This window comes from Longimicrobium sp. (genome assembly GCA_036387335.1).
Lineage (GTDB): Bacteria > Gemmatimonadota > Gemmatimonadetes > Longimicrobiales > Longimicrobiaceae > Longimicrobium.
Genome location: DASVTZ010000186.1, coordinates 35,342 through 59,686, shown reverse-complemented (window position 1 = coordinate 59,686; position 24,345 = coordinate 35,342). Strand labels below are relative to the sequence as shown.

Sequence of the window (24,345 nt, the reverse complement as noted above, 5' to 3'; positions counted from 1 at the left end):
GCAGAAGTGCGCGATCCTGGCGCCTTCCGCCAACAGCGTCTCATCGTCGTACGGCAGCGGCTTACCGGGTCCAGCGGTCGGATAGGGCAGCCGCCTGTTCCAAAACGAGCTCCACAGCGCCAGGCTGCTTGTCAGGCGGATATTTCCACTTCTGGAGTGACCGTCGAACCAGAATGCGGAGCCGCGCGCGCACGGCTTCGCGCTTCTGCCAGTCGATCGTCACGCTCTCACGGAGCTTCTGTGTGATCTCGACAGCGAGCTTCTTCAGCACCTCGTCGCCGAGTTCCCGAACGGCACTCTCGTTGTTCGCGAGCGCATCGTAGAACGCGATTTCGTCAGCGGACAGACCGAGGTTCGCATCACGCTCCAGCTCGGCCTGGTACTCCTTGGCCATCTGGATCAGTTCCTCAATGACCTGCGCCGTCTCGATTGCACGATTGTGGTACTTGCGCAGCGCCTCCCGTAACCTTTCGTCGTACTTCTTCTCCTGCAACACGTTCGTACGGCTGCGGGAGCGGATCTCGTCCCGGAGCAGCTTTTCGAGCAGCTCCACGGCGAGATTTCGGGCCGGCATGTGCCTCAGATCCTCCAGGAACTCCGGGGAGAGGAGGCCGATATTCGGCTTCTCCAACCCAGCCAGGGCGAAGATGTCGTCTACGCCCGTCGCGACGATGGAATTGTCGAGGATCTGCTTGAGCGCGCTGTGCTTCTCCGCCTCCGTGCGCTTCCGCTCCACCGTGGTGAACTTGAGGATGGCGGCCCGGACCGCCGAGAAAAATGCGACCTCCGTGCGTACTTCGGCGGCATCATCGAGCGTCGCGCAGAGCGCATACGCGGGCATGAGCGCCGCCATCGTGTCCAAGAACCGCGTCTTTCCGTCCTTCAGGCCCAGGATGTGGTTGGCCGTGGGCACCAAAAGCTTGAGCGCCTGCGTTTCGTACGCGCGATAATCCAGGCCGTGCATCATCCCCGCGAGCACGTGCAGCTTTTCCAGCACGATGGCGAGCGCCTCTTCGCTCCGGAGCGTGGCGTCTCCGCGTCCCCGGGCATCTGCGTAGGTCTTCAGCGCGCTCTTCAGTTCGTTGGCGATGCCGATGTAATCCACCACCAGACCGCCCGGCTTATCGCGGAAGACGCGGTTGACGCGGGCGATGGCCTGCATCAGGCTGTGCCCCTTCATCGGCTTGTCCACGTACATCGTGTGGCACGGCGGAGCATCGAAGCCGGTGAGCCACATGTCGCGGACAATCACGAGCCGGAGCGGATCGGCGGGGTCCTTGAACCGCTTCTCAAGCCGCTTCTTCACCTGCTTCGTGTACAGGTGCGGCTGCAGCAGCTTCTTGTCGGACGCGGAGCCGGTCATCACCACCTTTATGGCGCCTTTTTCAGGATCCGGGTCGTGCCAGTCGGGACGAAGCGCGACGATCTCGTTGTAAAGGCTCGCGCAAATGTCACGGCTCATGCACACGATCATCCCCTTGCCCTCCAGCACCTCCAGCCGTGCCTCGAAGTGCTGCACGAGATCAGCGGCTACCTGGTTGAGCCGTGGCTCCGCCCCGACCAGCTTTTCGAGCGTGGCCCACTCGCTCTTGGCCCGCTCCCGGGCGGCGACGTCCTCCTCGTCCTCGACAACCTCCTCCACCTCCCGGCTCAGGCGCTCGATCTCGGCCTGGTTGATGTCGAGCTTCGCCAGGCGGCTTTCGTAGTAGATGGGGACCGTGGACCCATCGGTCACCGCATCCTGGATGTCGTAAATGCTGACATAGTCGCCGAACACCGCGCGGGTGTCCCGGTCCTCCAGCGACACGGGCGTTCCGGTGAAGCCGATGAACGTCGCGTTCGGCAAGGCATCGCGCAGATGCTTGGCGTACCCGTAGACGTAACGGCCCGTCCTGGGATCGAGGCGCGCGGCCTTGCCGTACTGGCTGCGGTGCGCCTCGTCCGAGATCACGACTACGTTTCCGCGGTCGGTGAGCCGCGGATGCGCGGCCTCGCCTTCCAGCAGCGTGAACTTCTGAACGGTCGTGAAGATGATCCCGCCAGCCGTGCGGGCGGCCAGCATCTCACGGAGTTCTTCGCGGCTGTTGGCCTGCTCCGGCGTCTGCTTCAGAAGTTCGGCGGCGGCGCTGAAAGTGCCGAAGAGCTGTCCGTCTAGGTCGTTGCGGTCAGTGACCACCACGAGAGTCGGGTTCCGCATTTCAGGCTGCTGCAGCAGCTTGCCCGCGTAGAACGCCATGGTGATGCTCTTGCCCGAGCCCTGCGTGTGCCACACGACACCTGCCTTGTGCGACCCGGGCAGCACCTCGTGGTCACGCACCCAGATCGGCTCGTGCACTTCCACGCCCGATGCGGGCGAAGCCGTGGCGACAACGGTGGCCCGCACCGCCTCTCGCGCGGCGTGGAACTGGTGGTAGCCCGCGATCTTCTTAGTGAGCGTGCCGCCGTCCTGCTCGAACAGGACGAAATACCTGACGTAGTCCAGGAACAACTCCGGCATAAAGAAGCCCCGGACCAGCGTTTCCAGTTCGAACTCCAGCAGCGGGCGGTCGCGTTCGTGCCGCATGGTACGCCACGGGAGCATCCGCTCCGGGTCGGCGCTCAGCGATCCGATACGCGCGGTCACGCCGTCGCTCACGACCAGCGCCTCGTTGGTCGTGAAGAGGTCCGGGAGCTCGTCCTTGTAGGTCTGGACCTGGTTGAACGCGTCCCAGACGTCGGTGTTCTCGTCCGCCGGGTTCTTGAGCTCGATTAGCGCCAGCGGAAGCCCGTTCACGAACACCACCAGGTCCGGGCGGCGCAGTTGCTTGGTGCCCTTCACGGTGAACTGGCTCACGACCAGGAAATCGTTGCGCGCCGGGTGCTCGAAGTCGATCAGCCGCGCCAGATCCGTGCGCTTCCGCTCTCGGTCGATGTACTCCACCGGCACGCCGTCCAGGAGCAGGCGATGGAAGAGCCGGTTGCGCTCGATCAGCAGCGGATGGCTTACGTGGGCCGCGGCATGCGCCGCCTGTTCGATGGCGGCATCAGGGAGATGCGGTGTGATCCGAGCAACGGCACTGCGCAGCCGGCGCTGAAGCACCACCTCTCGAAAGTCGTTGCGTTCAGGGGAATCGCCGTCTGCCGTCAAATTTGGCCCATGCGCGGTCTGCCAGCCTTCGCTGCGAAACCATTGGAGGCAGAGTTGCTCGAGTTCGTGCTCGGTCATCATTTGCGCCGTAAGCTCATTGCCGAGGTGCCCCGAATGGGGCTCGGCGTTATTCGACTGACGTATCACGCCTCCGTTAGCGCTACTAACAAAGCTTCAATGGATTCATCGTGCTCACCCGCTGGATACCAGATCGGGAAGATGTTGGAAGTGGCGAGTTCCTTCGTACGGGCGACGCGATCGACTCCGTCAGCAAGTTCCATGAGGGCGTAGTGGCGTGGGAGGTTCGCGCCGCCTTCCTCCGCGACAACGTCCTGCATCGCGCGTAGCGTCCGATCGACAGTAAGTCGACACCCTAGAAACAGCAGCGAACGGCCGAATATGAAGCGTGAAAAAAACCGCCTCACCGCCCCCTCGTCGGCGTATACGCGGCCGTATTCACTCGCGAGCAAGACACGATCGGCGGTGGCCTCGCAACTGCCGTGCATCTTGATTAGCACGCGCCCCCCTTCGGCTACCAACCGAACGGCCTCGGGTAGCGAGTTGCCGAGTACCACACGGTCAAATCCTTGTTGTGAGCGAGCGAAAACCCGTTCAAGGACGGTATCGAAGTTGGTGGTAACTACGTGCGAATCGGGAAACAGGACGGGAAGCCATTGAATGGGCCCACAGATCTCGTTATCGCACCCAAATCGGGCCTGCAAATGCTCCGAAAAGAGGTTCGAGCCCAAATCATCATACAAAGTCTGCGCAGCACCTTCGTAGTCCTCATTGCTCAAGAGCCTCTCGATGTCGTCTTCCGCTACATGTGAGTCCGCCTGAACACTCCAGAGATAGGAAGTCCAATCTGGATACCCGCTAGGCATCGACATCCCAGCTCCCACGAATGGCAACACCGTCCCTCTTTGATAAGCGCGCTTGAGTGCTGCAAAGCGATCTGCATTAACGTGCGAGGCAAGGATGTCCTCAGACCGTTCGAGCATCCGCTGTTTGCGTTGTCCAACCCACTCATCGTACGAGAGCTTGTACGTCGCCGGTTCAAGTTCAGACAAGATACGACTACGCTGGAAGACAGATCCGACGATGTTGACATCGCCTTCACTGTTCAACTCGTCGTGGTAGAGGGAGCGGAGGAATTCCACTGAACCGCTCCTCAAATCGGGTGTCTCAGGGGGATTTCCCCTGAAATCAACTTGGGTAGCACGCTGTCCCGGAGCTCAGATAACGTTTCATTTTGCCTGAGGCCCAACGAGATACGCTCCCGCAAGGGCGTAGTAAGCGCGTCGAAGTGTCCCAAAACCTCACAAGGAGGGACAATAGTCAGTAGCCCGGCCAGCTTTGAGCGGTTCAGTTCCGTTTGTCCGGTGGATCCCTCTCCTAGCTGCTCTATCTCAGATTGGCGGCGAGCGAGTTCAAGACCAAGGAAGTTCCATGTAATCGACGGGCCACTACGCACGACGGTTACATGGGAATCGACAATTGTAGGTTCATCTAGATGGAACACTTGGGCAACACGCCCCAGAGTTCCAACTCCAGTTGAATTCACGAGCACATCTCCAACGCAGAGCTCCCGTCCGCGAATGCCACGCACATTTGAATCGTGCCGTCTAGCTTTGGACAAGTCGAGCACGTTATCGCGGATACACCTCTGATTTATCACAAGTATACCCGCCTTGTCTGTATACTTAGGCGAAATGCCGCGAGCTAAGCTGGCTGTTACAGTCTGTAGAGCTTCAACTTGCCACGTTCGCGGGATCTTTCCAATCTCCGAATCGTCCAATGCTTCTGGAAATAGTTGCGCAAGCTCGGCCAACTTCTCATATCGCTCCTTCGGCATTTCGTCTAGCTCATCCTCAGCCTTGCTGCTCAACACGCACATGGCGGCGCGTACCACGTCGCGCCCCTCGCTCCGCGCAACCATCTTTGCGCGCACCGGTAGAAAATCGACAAACCAAGCTCGGAAAATAGTTTGCGCGATGTCTTCGAGTGTCTTATTGAACCGTCGGTTTTGGAGCAAGGAGTGATGCAACGAGTCGAGAATGTCGACTGCCGAATCCTGGTGTTCTCGAGATGGGAGCGCAATTTCTACAGTGTCAGCAAACTTCGTAAACTGAAACCGAGCAACGCCCGTGTGTTGGACCTGGTGCTCCCACATCATCCCGGCATTGTACATCCATCGCAGATACCAGAACACATATTTTGGATTAACTTTCCTCGAATCTATACGGATGAACCGAGCGAAGCTTGCGCAAGTCGCTGGATACTCGAACTCCTCTAGGAGATCGGCGGAAATAAGCAGCACGCGCCCCGTGGGTCTTTCGCGAGCACCGCCGGCCGTCTCAATGACTATGTCGTTAGGCTGGAGTGTCCGTCGTGCGATGGATGAGGGTTTCAGATAACAAAGTGGGACGCCTGAAACAGCCCCGTTCTCAACATCGGGGAAATCACCACCTCTTATTACGCGGCACGGCACACTCCCAGGAGCCTCGTGCTGAGGTCCCCAGTCACCATCCCGCGTTTCCTCGATCAGAGTCCGAAGGAGCACTCTATCAAACCGCATAACCACACGCCGCCAGATTCTCCCGGATGCGCTCATCCAACCGCGCCCCCTCCGCGAACTGTTCCTGTAATATCCCCGTTAATCGTACCATCTTTTCCCCAAACGGCTCATCGTCACTCTCAATGTCCTTCGCACCCACGTAACGCCCGGGCGTGAGCACGTGCTCGTGCACACGTACCTCTTCCAAAGTGGCACTCTTGCAGAAGCCCGGCACGTCCTCGTAGCCCTCACCCTGCTGCCATTCATGGAAGGTACGTGCGATGCGCTGGATGTCCTCGCGGGTAAAGTCGCGCAGTACCCGGTCCTTCATGTATCCCATCTGCCGAGCGTCGATAAAGAGAAACTGGCGCCTGCGGTCGGCGAACTGGCGACCGTCCACCTCACGCGCAGCCTTCATGCGGGTAAGGAACCAGATGCACGCGGGGATCTGCGTGTTCGTGAACATCTGCCCTGGGAGCGCCAGCATGCACTCTACGAGGTCGTGCTCCACCAGCGCCGTCCGGATCTCGCCATCCCCGCCCGTGCTGCTACTCATTGACCCGTTCGCCAGCAGAAGGGCCATGCTCCCGCCCGGCGCGAGGTGGTAAAGCATGTGCTGGATCCACGCAAAGTTCGCGTTGTTCTGCGGCGGAGTGCCGAACTGCCAGCGTGGGTCGTTCTCCAGCTTGGCGTTCCACCACTCCTTCATATTGAAGGGCGGATTGGCCATCACAAAGTCCGCGCGCAGGTCCGGATGCTGGTCGGCGTTGAACGAGTCTGCCGGGCCTTCGCCGAAATCGAACTCGATGCCGCGGATGGCCATGTTCATGGCCGCCAGCCGCCAGGTGGTGGGGTTGCTCTCCTGCCCATACACGGAGATCTGCCCCAGCTTTCCGCCGAACTCCTCAACAAATTCTTCGCTCTGAACAAAGAAGCCGCCTGACCCCATTGCGGGGTCGAATACGCGGCCGCGGAATGGGCGCAGCATATGCACGATCAATGAAACGATCGTTTTAGGCGTGTAGTACTGGCCGCCCTTCTTTCCTTCGGCCAGCGCAAACTGCCCCAAGAAGTATTCGTACACGTGGCCAAGGATGTCCTTACCCTTCAGGTTCAGCGGATTGCCGTTGTGCTCCTTTGCATGGAAGTTGGCCCTGCTGAACAGGTCGATCAGCTCTCCCAGCTTGTCCCCGTCGACCTGCAGACGGGCATAGTCCTTGTTCAGGACGTTCTTCAGCTTGGGGTTCTCGCGCTCGATGGCTTCCATGGCGTTGTCGAGCAGCCAGCCGACGTTGCGCATCCGCTCAGGTGTTCCATCGGCCCGCATCCACGGCAGCTCTGCGCCCGATGGGATCTTGGCGGAATCGCGCAGTGACTGCCAGCGAGCCTCCACGGGTACCCAGAATACGTTCTTCTCCGCGTAGTAATCGCGCTGCTCCAGTTCGGCGGCCACGGCGTCCTGCCAAGCCGCGTCGCTGTCGTAGTCCTCGCGCGGCAGATAGTAGTCGTGCTCGGGGCTCGTAAAATGCCCCCGCAACTCCTCCTGGCGCTCTTCAAATGCGTCGCTGACGTATTTCAGGAACACGAGTCCCAAGATGACGTGCTTGTAGACAGCAGCATCCAGCGAGGGCAGGAGCTTGTTCGCTGAAGTCCAGAGCGTTCTATCGAGCTCGTTTAGAAATTCTTGCTCTGTGGTCATCTGTACGGCGGATGGGGTTTGGAGGCCGCTCGGAAGGGGTCAGACGCGAAACATCGTTGGTAAAAAAGCATGAAGATCCTCTCGCGGCAAGTCGCCGGGGCGGTGCACGGCGAGAACCCGACGCCGGACGGCGACAAACGGCGACAAACGGCGCGGGGGGCACCAGCCGGTGCCCCCCGCGTTCCGGGGTCCTCAACCTCGCAGCCGGCGTCAATCCGCCGCGACCGTCTCCTGCGCATCTGCGGCTGTGCGGGCCACCGGCAGGTACACCTCGCTCCCCCGCTCCCTAAACTCCGCGCTCTTACCCGCCATCCCGGCCTCCGCCTCTTCCAGCTTGGCGGCGTAGTCGCGGACGTCTTGGGTGATCTTCATGGAGCAGAACTTGGGGCCGCACATGGAGCAGAAATGCGCGATCTTGGCGCCCTCGGCGGGGAGCGTCTCGTCGTGGTATGCCAGCGCCGTCTGGGGATCGAGCGCGAGGTTGAACTGGTCGCGCCAGCGGAACTCGAAGCGGGCCTTGCTCAGCGCGTCGTCCCACTCCTGGGCGCGGGGGTGGCGCTTGGCGAGGTCGGCGGCGTGGGCGGCGATCTTGTACGTGATCACGCCCGCCTTCACGTCGTCGCGGTTGGGGAGGCCGAGGTGCTCCTTGGGGGTCACGTAGCAGAGCATCGCCGTGCCGTACCAGCCGATCTGCGCGGCACCGATGGCGCTGGTGATGTGGTCGTAGCCCGGGGCGATGTCCGTCGTCAGCGGCCCGAGGGTGTAGAAGGGGGCCTCGTGGCACCACTCCAGCTGCCGGTCCATGTTCTCCTGGATCAGGTGCATGGGGACGTGGCCGGGGCCCTCGTTCATCGTCTGCACGTCGAACTCCCAGGCGATCCTGTTGAGCTCGCCCTGGGTGCGCAGCTCGGCGAACTGCGCCTCGTCGTTGGCGTCGCGGATGGAGCCGGGGCGCAGGCCGTCGCCGAGCGAGAAGGAGACGTCGTACTCGCGCATGATCTCGCAGATCTCGCGGAAGTTCGTGTACAGGAACGACTCCCGGTGGTGCGCCAGGCACCACTTGGCGATGATGCTCCCGCCGCGGCTCACGATGCCGGTGAGGCGGCTGGCCGTCATCGGCACGTAGCGCAGCAGGACGCCGGCGTGCACGGTGAAGTAGTCCACTCCCTGCTCCGCCTGCTCGATCAGCGTGTCGCGGTAGATCTCCCAGGTGAGATCTTCGGGGACGCCGCCCACCTTTTCCAGCGCCTGGTAGATGGGCACCGTACCGATGGGGACGGGCGAGTTGCGCAGGATCCACTCGCGCGTCTCGTGGATGTTCTTGCCCGTGCTCAGGTCCATCACCGTGTCCGCGCCCCACAGGGTGGCCCAGCGCAGCTTGTCCACCTCTTCCTCGATGGAGGAGGTGACGGCCGAGTTGCCGATGTTGGCGTTGACTTTGACCTTGAAGCCGCGGCCGATGATCATCGGCTCCAGCTCGGGGTGGTTGATGTTGGCGGGGATGATGGCCCGCCCGCGCGCCACCTCGCTGCGCACGAACTCGGGGCTCATCCCCTCGCGCAGCGCGACGTACTCCATCTCGGCGGTGACCTCGCCGCGGCGGGCGTAGGACATCTGCGTGACGCCGCCGGTGCCGCGGAGGATGGGGCGGCGGAGCGAGGCGGGGATCAGCGAGGAGTGCGTGAGTGCGTGAGTGCGTGAGTGCGTTGGGTCCGAGCGCACTTCCGCACTCACGCACTCACGCACTTTTTTTACATCCCCGCGGGCCCGGATCCACTCCGCGCGGAGCGGGGCGAGGCCCTCGCGAACGTCGCCGCCCAGGGGGCCGCTGGTGTCGTAGACGCGCAGCGGCGGCTCGCCGCCGGAAAGGACGATCTCGCGCATGGGGACGCGGATGCCGCCCGGGCCGTCCACGTAGACTTTGCGCGACGCGGGGAAGGCGTCGCCGTAGTCGCCGGTGGTCGGGGCGGTGGCGGAGTCGGGGCGGGCTCGGTCGATCATCGTGCGTCTCCATGCTGCGGAAGCGGGGTGATCCGGAGCGGTGCGGGGGTGGCGGCGGATGCCGGGCGGCGCCTTCGCGAACGAAACAGGCGCCACGCCGGAGCTCCGGGGTGGCGCCTGGATGTACGGATGCGCATCGGCCGGGGTGAGCGGCGCGGGCGGACCAGTCCATCGGATGCGACACGCCGCGCTCCCTACGCCGGTGTGAACCGGATCAGGTTCCAAGGGACTGTCTCAACTCCGCTGATCGCAGCGAAGTACCCCTGGCGGCTTGGTGATGTGAAGGTAATCGCGGCGCGCCGGGCGCACCAGTGCGCGGGAGCGGCTCGTACCGCATGCCGCCCCCGAGCTTCAAACGTTTGGGCGGAGTCCGGCATCTCAGCGCCAGGGTCCTGGAATTCACGAGTGACTGGAGCGGAGATGAAGAAGACCTTCGTATTGCTGTGGACGCTGGCGTTGCCGGCGGCGGTGTCGGCCCAAACGGTGGCACGTCCCGAGGTCCTGATCGTCGGCACGTTTCACATGGGCAACCCGGGGCGCGACGTCCACAACATGCAGGCGGACGACGTGCTTTCGCCGAAACGCCAGCAGGAGATGGCGGAGCTGGCCGCGGTGCTCAGGAGGTTCCGCCCCACCCGGATCGCGATCGAAGCCGCCGTGGGGAGCAGAGCGGTCGCGCAGCGCTACACGGACTATCTGGCGGGGAAGTACACCCTGACGCGCAACGAGACCGACCAGATCGCGTTTCGGCTGGCGCGGGAGCTGGGGCACACGGCGGTGTACCCGGTAGACGTGGACGGCGACTTCCCCTTTTTGCGCGTGCGGAATTACGCGGTGGCCAACGGCCGGCAGGAGCAGTTCGCGGCGGTGCAGGCGCAGGTGGCCGCGCGGGTGAAGGCGCAGGACGACTTCCTGCGGACCCACACCCTCCTGGAAATGCTGCGCTACATGAACGCCGAGTCCGTGGCGGCCCAGGGCATGGCGGACGACTACGCCCTGATCCAGTTCGGCGAGCCGTACGAGTACGCGGGCGCCGACCTGATCGCCGCCTGGTTCCAGCGCAACATCCGCATCCACCACAACATCCGCGCGCTGATCACGTCCCCGGAAGAACGGATTCTCGTGATCTACGGCGCCGGCCACCTCGGCTGGCTCCGGGAGAACTTCCGGCACGACGGAACGGTGCGGGTGCGGACGCTGTCCGAGTTCGCCGGAGAGCCTGCCGCCCGATAACCATCCACCGGATCCCCACGAGCGCTAAAGGGCGCCACCCCGGAAGGAAGGGGTGGCGCCCGGCGAACGCTGGGGCTAGTCTGCCGCGAGCGGCGTGCGCCGGAAGCCGGCCGCATCATCCACTCGTCAGACAGGCACACGCGTGAACCGCATCACCATCGCCATCCTGCTCCTCGCCGGGCTCCTGGCGTCCGCCTGCGCCACGGTGGGCAGCGTGCAGAACGCGCCGCCGGATGCCGGCGTCGTCCGCGTCTTCGAAGCCCCGTTCGATTCCACGCTCGCAGCCGCGCGAGAGGCGATGGGCGCCGCCCGCATCAGGATCGAGAGCGCGCGGGAGGCGGAGCCCGGGAACTGGATCATCATCGGCACCACCGGACCCAACTTCGTCAGCTACGGCGAGATCGTCCGCGTCTCCGTCGCGCGCCAGGAGGAGCGGAAGACACGGGTGATCGTGTACACCCGCCGGCGCATGGCCACCCACGTCTTCGCGGAGGACGACTACTCCGGCATCATCTTCTCGGGGATGACGCGCAGGCTTCGCTGATGGCGGAATCGCTCACGCGGCTCTGGCCAGAGGCGGACCGGCCGCGGGGCAGGCGCCGCACGGCATCCAGCGACCCCCTCAGCGGGCGCGCAGGTTGGAGATCCACGAGATGGCGATGATCCCCAGCAGGACGGGCAGGTGCAGGAGCGGGCCGGCCGCCTCGATCCCCCTGAAGGTGAGGGCCACGTAGAGCGCCGCCATCGCGTACAGCACCCCCGCCGCCGCGGCCAGCTTGGGGGTGGGCCGCCCCCGCGGTCCGCGAAAGGCGGCGGCCAGGGGGATCAGCAGTCCGGCGAAGAGCATGGCGCCGCTGGTCGCCCACTCCCCGCGGGCGACGAGCGCCGCCACGCACAGCGCCAGCACGGCCCCCAGACCGGCCATCATCCACGCCCCCGACCGCCGCTGCTCCGGCGAGAGGACGTAGCGGCCGTCGCGGCTGGCCATGAGCACGGCGTTGAAGATCTGCGGCGCGGCCCAGCTCAGCACCACGAAGGCCCCGTAAGCCACCATGAGCGGCGTCAGCCAGGGGGCGAGCTCCGGGTTGTTGCGCGCCACGGTGCGCACCACGTTGTAGCCGAAGACCCCGCCCACGATCACCATCCACTGCGTGCGCTTGTCCAGCCGGTTCATCCAGAGGAAGTAGCGCAGCATTCCCGCGTACAGCGGGTTGCGCGCTTTGAGCGCCTCCGCCAGGCCTTCGCGCGCCCACTCGCCCTCGGGGTCCAGCCGCAGCGACTCGCGGAAGTGCTCCAGCGCGCCCTTGCGGTCGCCGCGGTGAAGGAGCGCCCAGCCCTGGTTGGCGTGCGTGTCCGCGTTCTCCGGGTCACGGGCCAGGGCGCCGTGCAGGGTGGCGTCTGCCTCGTCCTTGCGCCCCAGGTGTACCAGGGCGGTGGCGCGCATGTTGAGCGCCGGGGCGTGCCCCGGGTCCAGCGCCAGCGCCTCGTCCGCGGCGGCCAGCGACTCCTTCCAGCGCCTGCGGCCCAGGTGGGCGAAGGAGAGCGCCGTGTAGTTGCGCGGCTCGTCGGGATCGATGTCGATCGCGGTGAGGGCGGCCCGCTCCGCCTCGTCCCAGCGCTCCGCCTGCAGGTGCACGTGCGCCTCGGCGAAGTGCGCGAAGGCGTCCTCGGGGTCGAGCCGGATCGCGACGCGCGCCTCGACCAGCGCCTCCACACCGCGCTCGTCCAGCTCCGCCAGCAGGATGGCGAGCAGCGCGTGCGTCACCGGGTCGTGCGGGTCCTCCGCGAGCGCCAGGCGGTACTCGCGCTCGGCCAGCTCGTGGCGTCCCTGCGTGGCGAGGATCCAGCCGCGCTCCCGGTGCTGCGAAGGAGCGTCCATCAGCGCAGCCAGGGCTTCACGTCGTCGTACAGGCCGCTCTCGTTGGCGTACATCACGTAGTTGCGCGCGGTGGAGAACCACTCCTTCGTGCTGGGACGCATCGCCTTGGCCGCGTTCAGCAGGTCGGCGGTGGTGATGGGGATGGCGCGCCCGGCGCGGATCGCCTCGTTCAGCTTCCCCTCCACCGCCAGGTCGACCACCGCCTTGAGGTCCGCGCCGGAGAAGCCCTCCGTTTTGCCGGCCACTTTGGCCAGGTCCAGCCGCTCGACGGGGCGGGTGCGGGTGAGGATGTCCAGGATGGCGGCGCGCGCGGTGGCGTCCGGCGGCGGCACGAAGAGGACGCGGTCGAAGCGCCCCGGCCGGCGGAAGGCGGGGTCCAGGTGCCAGGGCGCGTTGGTGGCCGCCAGCACCAGGAGGCCGTCGTTCCCGCCGTCGATGCCGTCCATCTCCGCGAGGAACTGGTTGATGAGCGACCTTCCCGCGCCGCTCCGGAAGTCGCTGCGGCGGCCGGCCAGGGCGTCCACTTCGTCGAAGAAGAGGACGCACGGCGCCTGCCTGCGCGCCTCGGTGAAGAGCGACGCCAGGTTCTTTTCGCTCTGCCCGATCCACATCTCCAGCACTTCGTCGATCCCCACCGCCATGAACGCGGCCTCCACCTCGCCGGCGGTGGCGCGGGCCAGGTGCGTCTTGCCGCACCCCGGAGGCCCGTACATCAGCAGCCCCCCGCCGATCGGCTTGCCGTAGGCGCGGTACAGCTCCGGGTGCTTGAGCGGGTGGATGATCTTGAGGCCGATCTGCTCCTTGAGCGCCTCCATTCCGCCCACGTCCGCGAACGTCACGTGCGGCCGCTCCACGATGCCGAGCGCGATGTCGTCGTCGTCCTCGTCGTCGGGTCCCTCGACCGCGGATGGACGCTGCGGGCCGGCGCGCATTGCGCCCAGACGCGCGGCGAGCTCCACGTCCGCGGCGCCGGGGTGGGCGGCGACGGCGGCCTCGTACGCCTCGCGGGCGCGCTGCATCTCCCCCGCGTCCAGCAGCGTACGCACGAGCAGGAGGTGCACCTCCGCGCCGCCGCGGCCCGCGCGTACCTCTTCCTCGAGGACGACAAGCGCGGCGGAGGTCTTGTTCTGACGCAGGAAGGCGCGCACCAGCCCCAGCCGCGCCGCGTCGTCGTCGGGGCTCAGGCGCAGGAGGGCGCGGAACTCGGCCTCCGCCTCTTCGTGGAAGCCGTCGCCCAGCAGCGCGTCGGCCAGCAGGCGGCGGAGCGTGGCGTCGTCCGGCGCGATGCGCACGGCCTCGCGGAGCGCGCGCAGCCGGTCGGAGGTCTGGGACATGGTACGGATTTCAGTGGCGGGGCCCGGCGAGTGTGGAGCGCGACAATACAGCCAGCGCGCGTGCCGGGTCAAGGCGATGTCGCCGCTCCGGAGGAAGCGGCGACGGATCCCTCCACGCACTCGCGCCACACCCCACCGTCTCAGGCTTGGTCATCCCCTTCAGATCGGGTGCGCAACGATATACTTGCCATACTGGAATGCGACAATTAGAGTGAAAGGATGCTCGTGGCGCTAAAGGATGGGATGGCCCACCGCAATTTTTTCAGCCTTGATCTCCCAACGCTACATCCTGACAATGCTACGTTATTGCACCCCGGCCCGACTGGCGTGCGCGGCGGCACTGGGCTTGGCCGCCACGTGCGTGCTGGCGTTGTGGCCGCCAAACGTGGACAAACTTGCGCGCCAGAACCCCGGGAGCACCGCCTACATGCGACTAGGCGACGCTGAATCCGCAACGGCGGGTCCTGCCCGGATCACCCGGTGGACTAGGCTCGACCGCATCTCGCCCCTGCTGGTGTGCGCGGTGTTGAAGGCTGAGGACCGCACGTTCTTCCGCCATGGGGGGTTCGAATGGGCTCAGCTGCGCAAAGCTGCGTCGCGCGCCCTATCGGGGGGGCCGGTGATGGGCGGCAGCACCATTACGCAGCAGACGGCGCGCAACGTCTTCCTGGGGCCGGAGCGCTCCATGCGAAGGAAGGTAAAGGAAGCGGTGATCGCGAAGAGGTTGGAGCAGCGGCTGGGCAAGGAGCGGATCCTGGAGATTTACCTGAACACGATTGAGTGGGGGGACGGCGTGTGGGGAGTGGACGCCGCCAGCCGCCACTACCTCGGCGAGCCGCCGTCCAGCTCCGGCGCGTTCGAGGCGACCTTCCTCGCCAGCCTGATTGCCGCGCCGAGGCGTTCGCTGCACGGCGGCTACGGGTCACGCGCCGAGCGAGTCCAGCGGCGCACCCTGGAGCAGCTGTATCGGTCGGGCCTCATCGGGGCGGCAGAGCGGTGGGCCGCGACGGAGCAGGCCGGCAGGCTGCACGACGCGCTGCGGCGCGGAGTGTCGCTGCGCGCGGCGCTCGCCGATGCGCGCAGCGGCGCCCCCGAGCTTCACGACGACGGCATGGGGGCGGCCATCCCGGCCGCGCATGCGGTCGCCGAGGGATGCGGGCTCGCGCGGGAACTGGGCGAATGACTCCGCGGCGCATGGCGCTGGCCGTGCTCGTGCTGGCGGCGGCCGTGGGGCTGGGTGCGTCCGCCACCGCGACCGCGCGCTATCCCATGGAGAGCATGTGGTATGTGGTCAATTCCGACGCCAGCGTCCGATCATTCATCCGCAACGCCCGCCACGTCACCATCGTGGCCCCGCATGCCCTCCGCGTTGACGCGCAGGGCGCGGTCACTGGGCGGGTGAGCGCGGCGCTGCTGCGCGTCGCGCGCGAAGGGGGGATCAGGGTGATGCCGGTGGTGACGCAGCCCGGCTTCGATCGCGCCGTCCTCAACCGCCTCCTGCACGACCCCGCCGCCCGGGCTCGCGCCGCCAGCGAGATGGCGCGCCTCTGCGCGGCGGAGCGGTTCTGGGGGATGCAGTTCGACTTCGAGCACATCCACGTGGACGACCGCGACGCCTTCACCGGCTTCTACCGCGAGGCCGCCCGGGCGCTGCATGGCTCCGGCTGCGTGGCTAGCGCCGCCGTGGTCCCGCGCACGAGCGCCACCGGAGGCGCGTCGCCGTATCACCAATGGATGCACACCCTGTGGCGCGGGGCGTACGACTACCGCGCGCTCGCTGACGCGGGTGACTTCCTGACCCTGATGGCCTACGACCAGCACACCCGCTACACCCCTCCCGGCCCTGTCGCCGGTCTCGACTGGGTGGAGAGCACGGTGAAGTACCTGCTCGCGGAGGGGGTGCCTCCGGGGAAGGTGCTGCTGGGGGTCCCCGCGTATTCGCGCGCGTGGTCCGCCGTGCCAACGGAGCCGGGGGAGGCGCCCACCGCCGGGCTGTGGGCGGCGGGCCTCACCCATGGCCAGGCCGTGCGGCTGATGGTGGAGCACGGAGCCGCGCCGCGCTGGGACGCGCGCTCCAGGTCGTACTCGGCGGTGTGGCAGACGGATGGGGTGAACGAACACCTGGCGCTGGAAGACGCGCGCACCTTTCGCTCGCGGCTGGCCCTGGTGCGGCGCTACGGGCTGCGTGGGTTCTCCGCCTGGCGGATGGGGCACGAGGATCCGGGTGTGTGGAAGGTGCTGCGGTTCCAGGCGCTTCGGGGGCGCTGAGACGGCGTGCGGAGAACCCGACCCCCCGCGGTGCTCCGCCGCGCCGCGCTCCTGGCGTTCGCACTGGCCGCGTGCGGCGGCCGCGGCGCGAGCGCGGCGCGGACGGCCGAGGCGCTGCGCTCATTGGCGTCCGCCCCGCCGGTACCGCTCGGGACGACGCCGGACGGACGGAGGCTCCTCATGAAGTCGGCGGAGAACGCCGCTTTCACGCTCGCGGTGCTGGATCGGGCGACTGGTGCGACGGTCGCTCGGCGGAGCCTCGGCGACCCGCCGCTCGCTGCCACTCTGCGCCCGGACGGCGACGCGGTCGCTTTCCTGATGGACCGCGGCGGCGACCAGGAGTACGTGCCCACGGTGATGGAGGTGCGGCCGGGAACGTCCCGGCCGCTCGGCGCGCCGGCCACCTCCATCCCGGGTCCGCTGCTGTGGTCGCCGGATGGGAACCGGCTTGCGTACCTGCAGGCGGGACGGCGGTCGGCGTCGCGCCGCCTGGTAGTGGCGGAGGCTTCGGGTAGCTGGCAGGCGCTTCTCCCCGACGTGGAGCCCCGAACGGGCTTCGCCTGGTCGCCGGACGGGCGCGGCCTGGCAGCGGTCCGCAAGGAGAGCGGGGGCGTGGTCTCGGTGGTCTCGCTGGACGGCTCCGCCCGCGAGTACACGGTGGCGCGGGGTGCCGAGATCCACGAGCTCGCGTGGATTGGGGAAGGGCGGATGCTGGCCACCGTGCGCGAGGCGGGGAGGCAGTTCTTTAGCGTCGTGGACATTGAGCTGGGCACTGGCAGCGTCCAACGCCTGGCAAGCGGCTCCTGGGACGCCGCAGAGCTGCAGCCGCTCAGCGGCGGCGCCTGGGCGTTCCACGCGAATGTGGACAGCGAGCTTGCTCCGGTGGTATGCGGCGGCGGCGCGGCCGCGTGCCGCAGGCTCTCGCTCCCGCCCGGGAGCGCGCGGATCCTCGGCTCGGTTCGCGGCACAGACACGATCCTGGTCTCGCACCGCGGGCGGATCACCCCGGCCCGCGTGCTCCCGGTGGTGCCAGACCGGGGCGATCTCGCGCCACGCACAGGGCCCGCCGGAGCGCCTCCGCAGGCGGAGCGCATCGACCTGCGCGCCGCGGACGGGCTCGCGGTGCCGGCGTATGCCTGGCGGGCGCTGCGGCCTCGGGCCGGCGCCCGCGCGGTGGTCATCCGTGTGCATGGAGGCCCCGCGGTGCAGGCGGAACGGGGATGGGACCGCACGACCGAGTACCTGCTGCGCAGCGGCATCGACGTCGTACAGCTGAACTACCGCGGCTCCACCGGCTACGGCGCGTCGTTTGAGCGCGCGCCCGGCGGTGACTGCGCGCGTGTGCGGGACGTGCTCGCGGCCGTGGCGGCGGCCGAGCGGGAAATGGGCGTGCCGCGCGAGCGGATCGTGTTGTATGGCCACAGCTACGGCGCTCTGCTCGTGGGCAAGGCCGCGAGGGAGATGCGCGAGCCGGTCGGGGCGGTGGTCGTGGTGTCGGTGGTGGCGGGGAACGAGGAGTTCGCCCCCGGGTGCAGCCAGCGTTCCGGGGGCGCGTGGGTTCCCTCGCGGCTCCGCGCCTACCACGGTGCCAACGACCACGGACTTTCGCCCCACGAGGCCCGGCGGAGGATCGCCGGCCTCTTCGGGTGGGGACCCTTCCAGCGTCTGCGCGCGCGCTGGCGCGTGTTCGAGCACGAGGGCCACACCTTCCACCGCAACGAGAGCTGGGCCCGGGTCTATGCCGACATCATCGACGACTTGGACGGAACGTCCTGACCCGGCGGGGGTGCGCCGCTTTACGCGGCGGCTTTCGGCCGCGGTCGTCGGTGCCGCGCTCTTCGTGGCCTGCACCGGCGCGCCGGGCGCCCTGCCGCCCATCGAGCAGGTCGACGGGCCGCTGCGGCTGCGCGTCGTCTATCCCCAGGCCGGTGAGACCGTGCCGTCCGCCGGGCTCTTTACCGTGCTGGGATCGGCGGGGAGCGGCCGGGCGCGAGTGTCGGTGAACGGAACGCGCGCGCGCGTGCACCCGAACGGAAGCTTCCTGGTGCGTGTGCCCGTGCCGCACGCGGGGGCGCCCGCCTTCCGGGTCGAATCGATCCTGGGAAGGGATACCGCGCGCGTGGTGCTCCTAGTCCGCATCGCCGCGCCCGCGGGCGGCGGTTCGCCCGAGGCGCCCCGCGCCAGCACGGTGGAACGCCTTGCCCTGCTGTCGCGGGCCGGTGGCCCGGATCAGCGGGTCGCCGCCCGTCCGTCGCCGGATGGAGCGCCAGGCTGGTTCCTCCTGCCGGAGACGTTGGTGACGGTCACGGGAGAGCGCGACGGCTTCACCCGGGTACGCCTGGATCCGGAACAGGAGGTCTGGGTCAGGAGCGCGGACGTCCACGCCGCCCCTCACGGCGCGACGCTGGCCCGCCGGGCCCGTGCGCCGCGCATTGTAAGCACCCCGCAGTCGGTGGACGTGGTCGTGCCCCTGAGTGCCCGCCCGCCTCTGCTGGTGGAGGAGGATCCGGACGGATTCGTCCTCACCCTCTACGGCACCCGCTTGGGCACCGGCGGCAGCCGCACGGCGCGCGGAAACGCTTACACGCTGGTCCACGACGTGTCAGCGTTCTCGGTGACGGACGACCGGGTGCAGATCCGGATACGGACGGCACCGGAGCCTTTCGGATACGCCGTGGACTGGGAGGGCGGAGCCGTCGTGCTCCGGGTCCGCCGCGCGCCGCCGGTGCGGGGCGGCACCCCGCTGGTGGGGCTGACGGTGGCAGTGGACGCGGGGCATCCCCCCGGCGGCGCGACCGGCCCCACAGGGCTGCAGGAGGCGTCGGTGACGCTCGCGGTGGCGCGGCAGCTCCGGCGTGACCTGGAGGCGCGTGGCGCCAGGGTGGTGCTCACCCGCGACGGCGCGGGGGCCGTGGAGCTCGAAGCCCGCGTCCGCCATGCGCGCGTGGCGGACGCACACGCGATGGTCTCCGTTCACGTCGACTCGCGTCCCGGCCAGACCGATCCGTATCTAGGAGCCGGCACGCGCACGTTCTTCCTCAACTCTGCTTCTCGCACGCTGGCACGTGCTGTCCAGGCGGGGATGGTGCAGCGGCTGCGGCTGTCCGACGGCGGCGTCGTGCACCGCGATTTTGCCGTGCTGCGCTCCACGTGGATGCCCACCATCCTCTGCGAGGGGGCCGTGATCATCCTGCCGGAGCACGAAGCGGCCCTGCGCGATCCACGCTTTCAGGCGGCATACGCGAAGGGGATCGCGGATGGCCTGGAGGAATTCTTCCGTGCCACGGGCACGAACTCCGGACGGGGAGCGCAGGCGCCGGGGGCGCGGGTTGCGCCCGGGGCGGGGCGGAGACGCAAGTCTGGCGCAGATAGGAGGAAGATTTTATAATGTCTGGTACAGAATCTCATACCTGCGTCGTGCGCTGACTGCAGCGATGCCCCGCAAGCAGCGGGACCGCTGGCAGCCGCCCTCCCCCCGCCAGACCGTCTATCCGCAGCGAAATGCGCCTTCAGGGCTTAACGGAGAATCCATGATCGGAAGTGATGCCGCGAAGCACGTGCGCGACGAGCCCTCGCGCGCGGGCTGGTTCAGAGGCGCGATGGAGGATCTCGTGCGCGATCTGGGCTACGCGGCGCGCGGGCTGCGCAAGACACCGGCGTTCACCGCCGTCGCCCTGCTGACGCTAGCGCTTGGCATCGGCGCGAACGGCGGGCTGTTCGGGCTAGTGAACGCGCTCTTCTTCCGTGCGCCGGCCGGCCTCACGCACACGGATCGCCTGCTGCGGGTGGTGCAGCAGGCGGTGCCGGGGGACGTGTCATACCCCGAGTACCTGGAATTGGTGGAGGGCACCCGCTCGTTCGACGGCCTCTCCGCCTCCTGGTCCACCGAGCTTGACCTCGGCTCCGGCGGGGAGCCGGTGCGCGTGAACAGCGCGCTCGCCAGCGCCAACTACTTCGCCGTCCTGGGGGTGCGTCCCGCTCTCGGCCGCGGCTTCTTCCCTGGCGAGAGCCGCGCGGAGGGGGAGGGTGCCGTCGCGGTGCTCGGCCACGGGCTGTGGGAGCGCCGCTTCGGTGCCGATCCGCGCGTCGTGGGAAAGTCCGTCGTGGTGAACGGCGTGGGGCTCACGGTAGTAGGAGTGGCGCCCCGAGGGTTCGTGGGCACCCACTTTGAGAAGCCGGCGGAGCTCTGGATCCCCGCCACGATGCTCCCGGGCCTCCTACCTGGCAGCCCGGAACTGCTCCGGGACCGCGGCTTCGACGGATTCGCGCTGGCCGGCAGGATACGCGGCGGCGTGGAGATGGAGCGGGCCGAGGCCGAGCTCGCGCGCGTCAGCCGCCGCATCGACCTGGAATCACCGGAGCGCGAAAAGGATGGGTACGAGCCGCTGCTGCTGCGCGCGGAGGCGATGCGTGGCTGGTTCCCCGTCTCCGCCGCGCGGCGGGCCCTCCCGCTCCTCGCCTTCGCATGGCTCGTCACCGGGCTGGTGCTGCTGGTGTCGTGCGCCAACCTGGCAAACCTCCTGTTGGCCCGCGCGATTGCGCGGCGCCGCGAGATCGGCATTCGCCTGGCGCTCGGTGTGGCGCAGGGAAGGCTGGTGCGGCTCCTCCTGACCGAAACCTTTCTACTCGCCCTCTCCGGGGGTGCACTGGGGCTGGCGGCCTCCCTTTGGGCCGCCGAGCTCTTCCAGGCGCGGCTCCTCCGCGACTTCGAGGGGGCCGTGGCGCCGCTGGACATCTCACCCGACCTGTCCACCCTCCTATTCGCGATCGCGCTTACCACCGCCACGGGGCTCCTGTTCGGCCTCGTGCCGGCGCTGTACGCGGCGCGCGGCGACGTCATGGCCGTGCTCAAGGGGAACGGGGCGACGGGGCTGCGCCGCACCCGGCTGCAAGGGGCGCTCGTCGTGGCGCAGACCGCACTGTCGCTGGTGCTGCTCGTCTCGGCGGGCTTCTTCGTCAGGAAGCTGCAGGGAATGAGCGGCTCCAACCTGGGCTACGACACCGAGAACGTGCTGGCCGTTTCCCTGGACCTCGGTAGCCGCGGGCATTCGGAGGCGGCGCGGCGCAACTTCTATCAAGAGCTGCGTGGACGCAGCGAGCGGCTGCCCGGCGTGATGTCGGCCACCGCTCCCACCGTGGTGCCGCTCGGCCGACAGCAGATGTACCGCGGAGTCTTCAACCCCTCGTCCGCCGCGCCGGCGACCAGGGAGTCACAGGGCTATGCCAACGCGTTCTGGTCGGCCAACGTGGGGCCCGGCTTCTTCCGGACGCTGGGTATCCCCGTGCTCCGAGGCCGCGGCATCGAAGAGCGGGACGTGCAAGGCGCCGCGCGGGTCGCGGTGGTGAGCCAGTCGGTGGCGAACCGATTCTGGCCGGGCGAGGACCCCATCGGCAAGTTCATCGTGCAGCGGGCGACCGGCGACACGCTGATCGAGGTGGTAGGGGTGGCCGGGGAGATCAACTCGAACCGGGTGGGGGCCGGGAACGAGCCGCACGTCTACACGCCCGCCACGCAGATCGACCGCTCCACCGAGAACCTGCTGCTGCGCACCACCGGCGATCCAGGGTATGTGGTACGGTCGGTTCGCAACGTGGTTCGTGGGATGGACCCGAGCCTCCCCGTAATCGAGGTGCGCACGCTGGCCAGCGCCGCCGAGCGGCAAATCCGCCTGCAGCGCGGCTTCACCGCGGCGATCACCGCGTTCGGAGGCCTGGCGCTGCTGCTGGCCGCCTGCGGGTTGTACGGCGTCATCGCCTTCACTGTGGCGGGCCGCGCTCGCGAGATCGGGGTCCGCATGGCCGTGGGTGCCCGCGACTCGGACGTGGTGAGGGTGTTCCTCCGCGACGGTATGCGGCTTACCGTCATTGGGGTGGTGATCGGCGGCACCCTCGCGCTCGGGGCGGGGATGCTCATCCGCTCGGCCGTCGACGGAATGCAGCCTTTCGATCCCGCTCTCTTCGCGGGCGTCGCGGCGATCCTCATGGCCGCCACCCTCGTCGCCACCCTGGTCCCCGCACGGCGCGCCACCCGTGTGGACCCCATGGCGTCGTTGCGGGCCGAGTAGCGGGCGGCCATGATGGCGTACACGCGTGGACAGGGCCGGGAGGCCGTTCGCTACGGCATTCTCGTGCTGGGTCTGAGCGCGACCTTCCTCGGCTTTGTGGCGGGAGGGGACTCCGGCGTGTCGGAGTATCTCATCCCCAAGGCGGCCGCCCTCAACGCCACCGCCTTCGCCTGCCTGCTGGTGGGAGCGTGGTCCGCCCGGGAGCTGCGCGCCGGTCCGGCCGACCTGTTCGTGCTGGGATCGCTGCTGCTCACGGTACTGGCGGCGCTGAACTCCCCCGCCCCTGCAACCGGGCTCACGGCCAGCGGAATCGCCGTGTCTTTCGCGGTCGTCTTCTGGAGCTGCCGAGGGGCCGTGCGTGCCGGCCGCGGTGGGCTGCTGCTCGCCCTGGCCGCCGCCGCGGTGGTGCTCGCGGCCGTGGTGTCGCTGCTCGACGCGTATGGAGCGCCGGGGGTAGCGGCCATTGAGTCCAGGCCCGGTGGCACCTTTGGCAACCGCAACCGCCTGGCCCACATTCTGGCCCTGGGGCTGCCCTTGCTGCTGGTACAGGCCCTGTCGGCGGAGACGCGGCGCCGGTTCACGGCGTACTCGGTTGCGCTGGTGCCGGTGATGGCCGCGCTGGCGCTGTCGCGCTGCCGTGGAGCCTGGCTCAGCACGCTTGTGGTGGTCCCCCTCACGCTCTGGCTCTGGCGGCGCGGCGAGGCCGGGCCGGCGCGGGCGGCGGCACCGCGGCGCTTGGCAATCCTCATGGCGCTGGCGGCCGGGTCCGCCGCCGCCGCCATCCTCCTTCCCAACGACCTGGATTGGCGGGGCGCCCACCCGTACCGGCACTCGCTGGAGACTCTGCTGGACGGCAGAACGGGAACGGGCGCGGGCCGGCTGCTGCAGTACCGCAACACGAGCCGGATGATCTTCGACCACCCGCTTCTGGGAGTTGGGCCGGGCCAGTGGACGATCCGCTACCCAGAATATAGCCCCTCCGGCGACCCCAACTTCGAACACGCCAACCTGCTCCCCGTCACTCGGCTCCCGCAGAGCGACTGGTTCGGGCTCGCCGCCGAGCGCGGTATTCCGGCCGCGCTCTGCTGGCTGCTCCTCCTGCTTGCGGCTGTCGCCCCATGCGCCGGGCTCGTCAAGCAAGAGCACGCCGTACCACCCGAGCGGCTACGCGCGGTGCTGCTGGGGGGGAGCGTTGCGCTCGGCGCGATCGTGATGGGCACTGTGGACGCGCTCGTCATGACGCCCGGGGCGGCGTTCTGGATGGCGCTGGCGCTGGGTGTGTGTGCGTCCACTTCCGGCTGGAGCAGAGCGGTGCATGTGCCCCGCGCTGGGCGGGCGGCCTGCTTGGTTCCGCTCCTGCTGCTCACGGCTACCATCGGAACGCTGTCCGTGGGGGAGCTCGCCGCGGTTCGAGAGTACGCCGGCGGCGGTGCGGAGGCCCTGGAGCGCGGGCTGCGGATCAATCCCCGGGACTACCGCGCGCGAATCCTCCTCGCCAACGAGCTCGTCGCCACGAAACGCTGTGACGAGGCCGCGGCTCACATCGACGCCGCCGAAGCGTGGATTCCGTCCGCGAGTGCCATCGCTAAGATGCGGAAGAAGTGCGCCTCTCCCTGGCTGCAGGGCCGGCCGTAGGAACGCCTACCGACCCGTGGCACCCGCCATTTTCGGATCCATTTTTCTCTCGAGAGCCAAAAGTGATCAAGCACCTCACAAAGGTCATAGGGGATCGTGGCGGCGGTGGGCCTCGCGTTTCTGGGAGGTGAGGTCCTTCGTGGACCGACGCCGCTCCACGCAACGCCAGCGCTGATTGCCCGAAGCTCTACCGCCACGAGGGGTCGTTTCGGCGACTACTGGGTGGCGGGGAACGACAAATCCAGTGCAGCGCGATGGAGGAGGATACCTGTAGTACCGAGAAGTGTCCGGGCATCGAGTAGCACCGATGCCCAGGAGCAGAGATCGTGACTCACTTCGTGTCAGCTCGAGATTTCTACTCTGAAAGCGACAAAAAATCTTCCGGTGGTTTTCGCTAAGCGCCTGCTGTACAACGGTGAACGTCCCCTTCCGATAGCGTTGTACATACTACATGCGACAAAAACCTTGCAAAGACAAGATCGTGCACGTACAATGTCGAAACGCTGCCACACTGTTGCAACCCATTTTTTCTCTCTAGGGAGCCCTA

15 protein-coding genes and 1 riboswitch are annotated in these 24,345 nt (G+C 67.6%); of the genes, 8 read left to right on the top strand and 7 right to left on the bottom strand.

The annotated features are described in order from the left end of the window. Positions 1–61: 61 nt before the first annotated feature. The 5 genes from VF647_18685 to thiC form a co-directional block, all read right to left on the bottom strand. Positions 62–3,208, bottom strand: a complete 3,147-nt coding sequence (locus VF647_18685; protein HEX8454121.1) for a type I restriction endonuclease subunit R — start codon at positions 3,206–3,208, stop codon at positions 62–64. A gap of 62 nt (positions 3,209–3,270) precedes the next feature. After that, on the bottom strand, positions 3,271–4,287 hold the full coding sequence (locus VF647_18680) for an SIR2 family protein (GenBank protein HEX8454120.1): 1,017 nt from the start codon (positions 4,285–4,287) through the stop codon (positions 3,271–3,273). Positions 4,288–4,298: 11 nt separating this feature from the next. Further along, positions 4,299–5,447 (bottom strand): hypothetical protein, encoded by a 1,149-nt coding sequence (locus VF647_18675; protein ID HEX8454119.1) that lies wholly within the window; start codon positions 5,445–5,447, stop codon positions 4,299–4,301. Between the two features lie 247 nt (positions 5,448–5,694). Continuing rightward, positions 5,695–7,383, bottom strand: a complete 1,689-nt coding sequence (locus VF647_18670) for a class I SAM-dependent DNA methyltransferase (protein HEX8454118.1) — start codon at positions 7,381–7,383, stop codon at positions 5,695–5,697. Positions 7,384–7,593: 210 nt separating this feature from the next. Then, positions 7,594–9,384 carry a phosphomethylpyrimidine synthase ThiC gene (gene thiC, locus VF647_18665; protein ID HEX8454117.1) on the bottom strand — a complete coding sequence of 597 codons (1,791 nt, stop codon included), beginning with the start codon at positions 9,382–9,384 and terminating at the stop codon, positions 7,594–7,596. Between the two features lie 173 nt (positions 9,385–9,557). Then, positions 9,558–9,659: riboswitch (TPP riboswitch) on the bottom strand. Between the two features lie 145 nt (positions 9,660–9,804). On the opposite strand from thiC, the gene VF647_18660 reads away from it, so the two are divergent. Together VF647_18660 and VF647_18655 are read left to right on the top strand one after the other, a co-directional pair. Then, complete coding sequence (locus VF647_18660; protein HEX8454116.1) at positions 9,805–10,617, top strand: DUF5694 domain-containing protein; 813 nt, start codon at positions 9,805–9,807, stop codon at positions 10,615–10,617. Between the two features lie 142 nt (positions 10,618–10,759). Next, positions 10,760–11,161, top strand: a complete 402-nt coding sequence (locus VF647_18655; protein HEX8454115.1) for a hypothetical protein — start codon at positions 10,760–10,762, stop codon at positions 11,159–11,161. Positions 11,162–11,239: 78 nt separating this feature from the next. Here the strand turns inward: VF647_18655 and VF647_18650 are convergent, their stop codons facing one another. Further along, the gene (locus tag VF647_18650) at positions 11,240–12,496 is read right to left on the bottom strand and encodes a tetratricopeptide repeat protein (GenBank protein HEX8454114.1); all 1,257 of its coding nucleotides are present in this window, start codon (positions 12,494–12,496) and stop codon (positions 11,240–11,242) included. Further along, complete coding sequence (locus VF647_18645; GenBank protein HEX8454113.1) at positions 12,496–13,830, bottom strand: AAA family ATPase; 1,335 nt, start codon at positions 13,828–13,830, stop codon at positions 12,496–12,498. Before VF647_18645 ends, VF647_18650 begins: the two co-directional genes overlap by 1 nt. 268 nt (positions 13,831–14,098) lie before the next feature. On the opposite strand from VF647_18645, the gene VF647_18640 reads away from it, so the two are divergent. The 6 genes from VF647_18640 (at position 14,099) to VF647_18615 (ending at position 23,798) form a co-directional block, all read left to right on the top strand. Further along, the gene (locus VF647_18640) at positions 14,099–15,013 is read left to right on the top strand and encodes a biosynthetic peptidoglycan transglycosylase (protein ID HEX8454112.1); all 915 of its coding nucleotides are present in this window, start codon (positions 14,099–14,101) and stop codon (positions 15,011–15,013) included. Continuing rightward, positions 15,010–16,098: a glycosyl hydrolase family 18 protein gene (locus VF647_18635; protein ID HEX8454111.1), complete on the top strand. Its 1,089-nt coding sequence runs from the start codon at positions 15,010–15,012 to the stop codon at positions 16,096–16,098. The genes VF647_18640 and VF647_18635 overlap by 4 nt, the downstream gene beginning before the upstream one ends. A 30-nt stretch (positions 16,099–16,128) precedes the next feature. After that, positions 16,129–17,874 (top strand): prolyl oligopeptidase family serine peptidase, encoded by a 1,746-nt coding sequence (locus VF647_18630; GenBank protein HEX8454110.1) that lies wholly within the window; start codon positions 16,129–16,131, stop codon positions 17,872–17,874. Positions 17,875–17,884: 10 nt separating this feature from the next. Then, the gene (locus tag VF647_18625; protein ID HEX8454109.1) at positions 17,885–19,486 is read left to right on the top strand and encodes an N-acetylmuramoyl-L-alanine amidase; all 1,602 of its coding nucleotides are present in this window, start codon (positions 17,885–17,887) and stop codon (positions 19,484–19,486) included. Positions 19,487–19,628: 142 nt separating this feature from the next. Then, positions 19,629–22,163, top strand: a complete 2,535-nt coding sequence (locus tag VF647_18620; GenBank protein HEX8454108.1) for an ABC transporter permease — start codon at positions 19,629–19,631, stop codon at positions 22,161–22,163. A gap of 117 nt (positions 22,164–22,280) precedes the next feature. Beyond that, positions 22,281–23,798 (top strand): O-antigen ligase family protein, encoded by a 1,518-nt coding sequence (locus tag VF647_18615; protein ID HEX8454107.1) that lies wholly within the window; start codon positions 22,281–22,283, stop codon positions 23,796–23,798. Positions 23,799–24,345 lie beyond the last annotated feature (547 nt).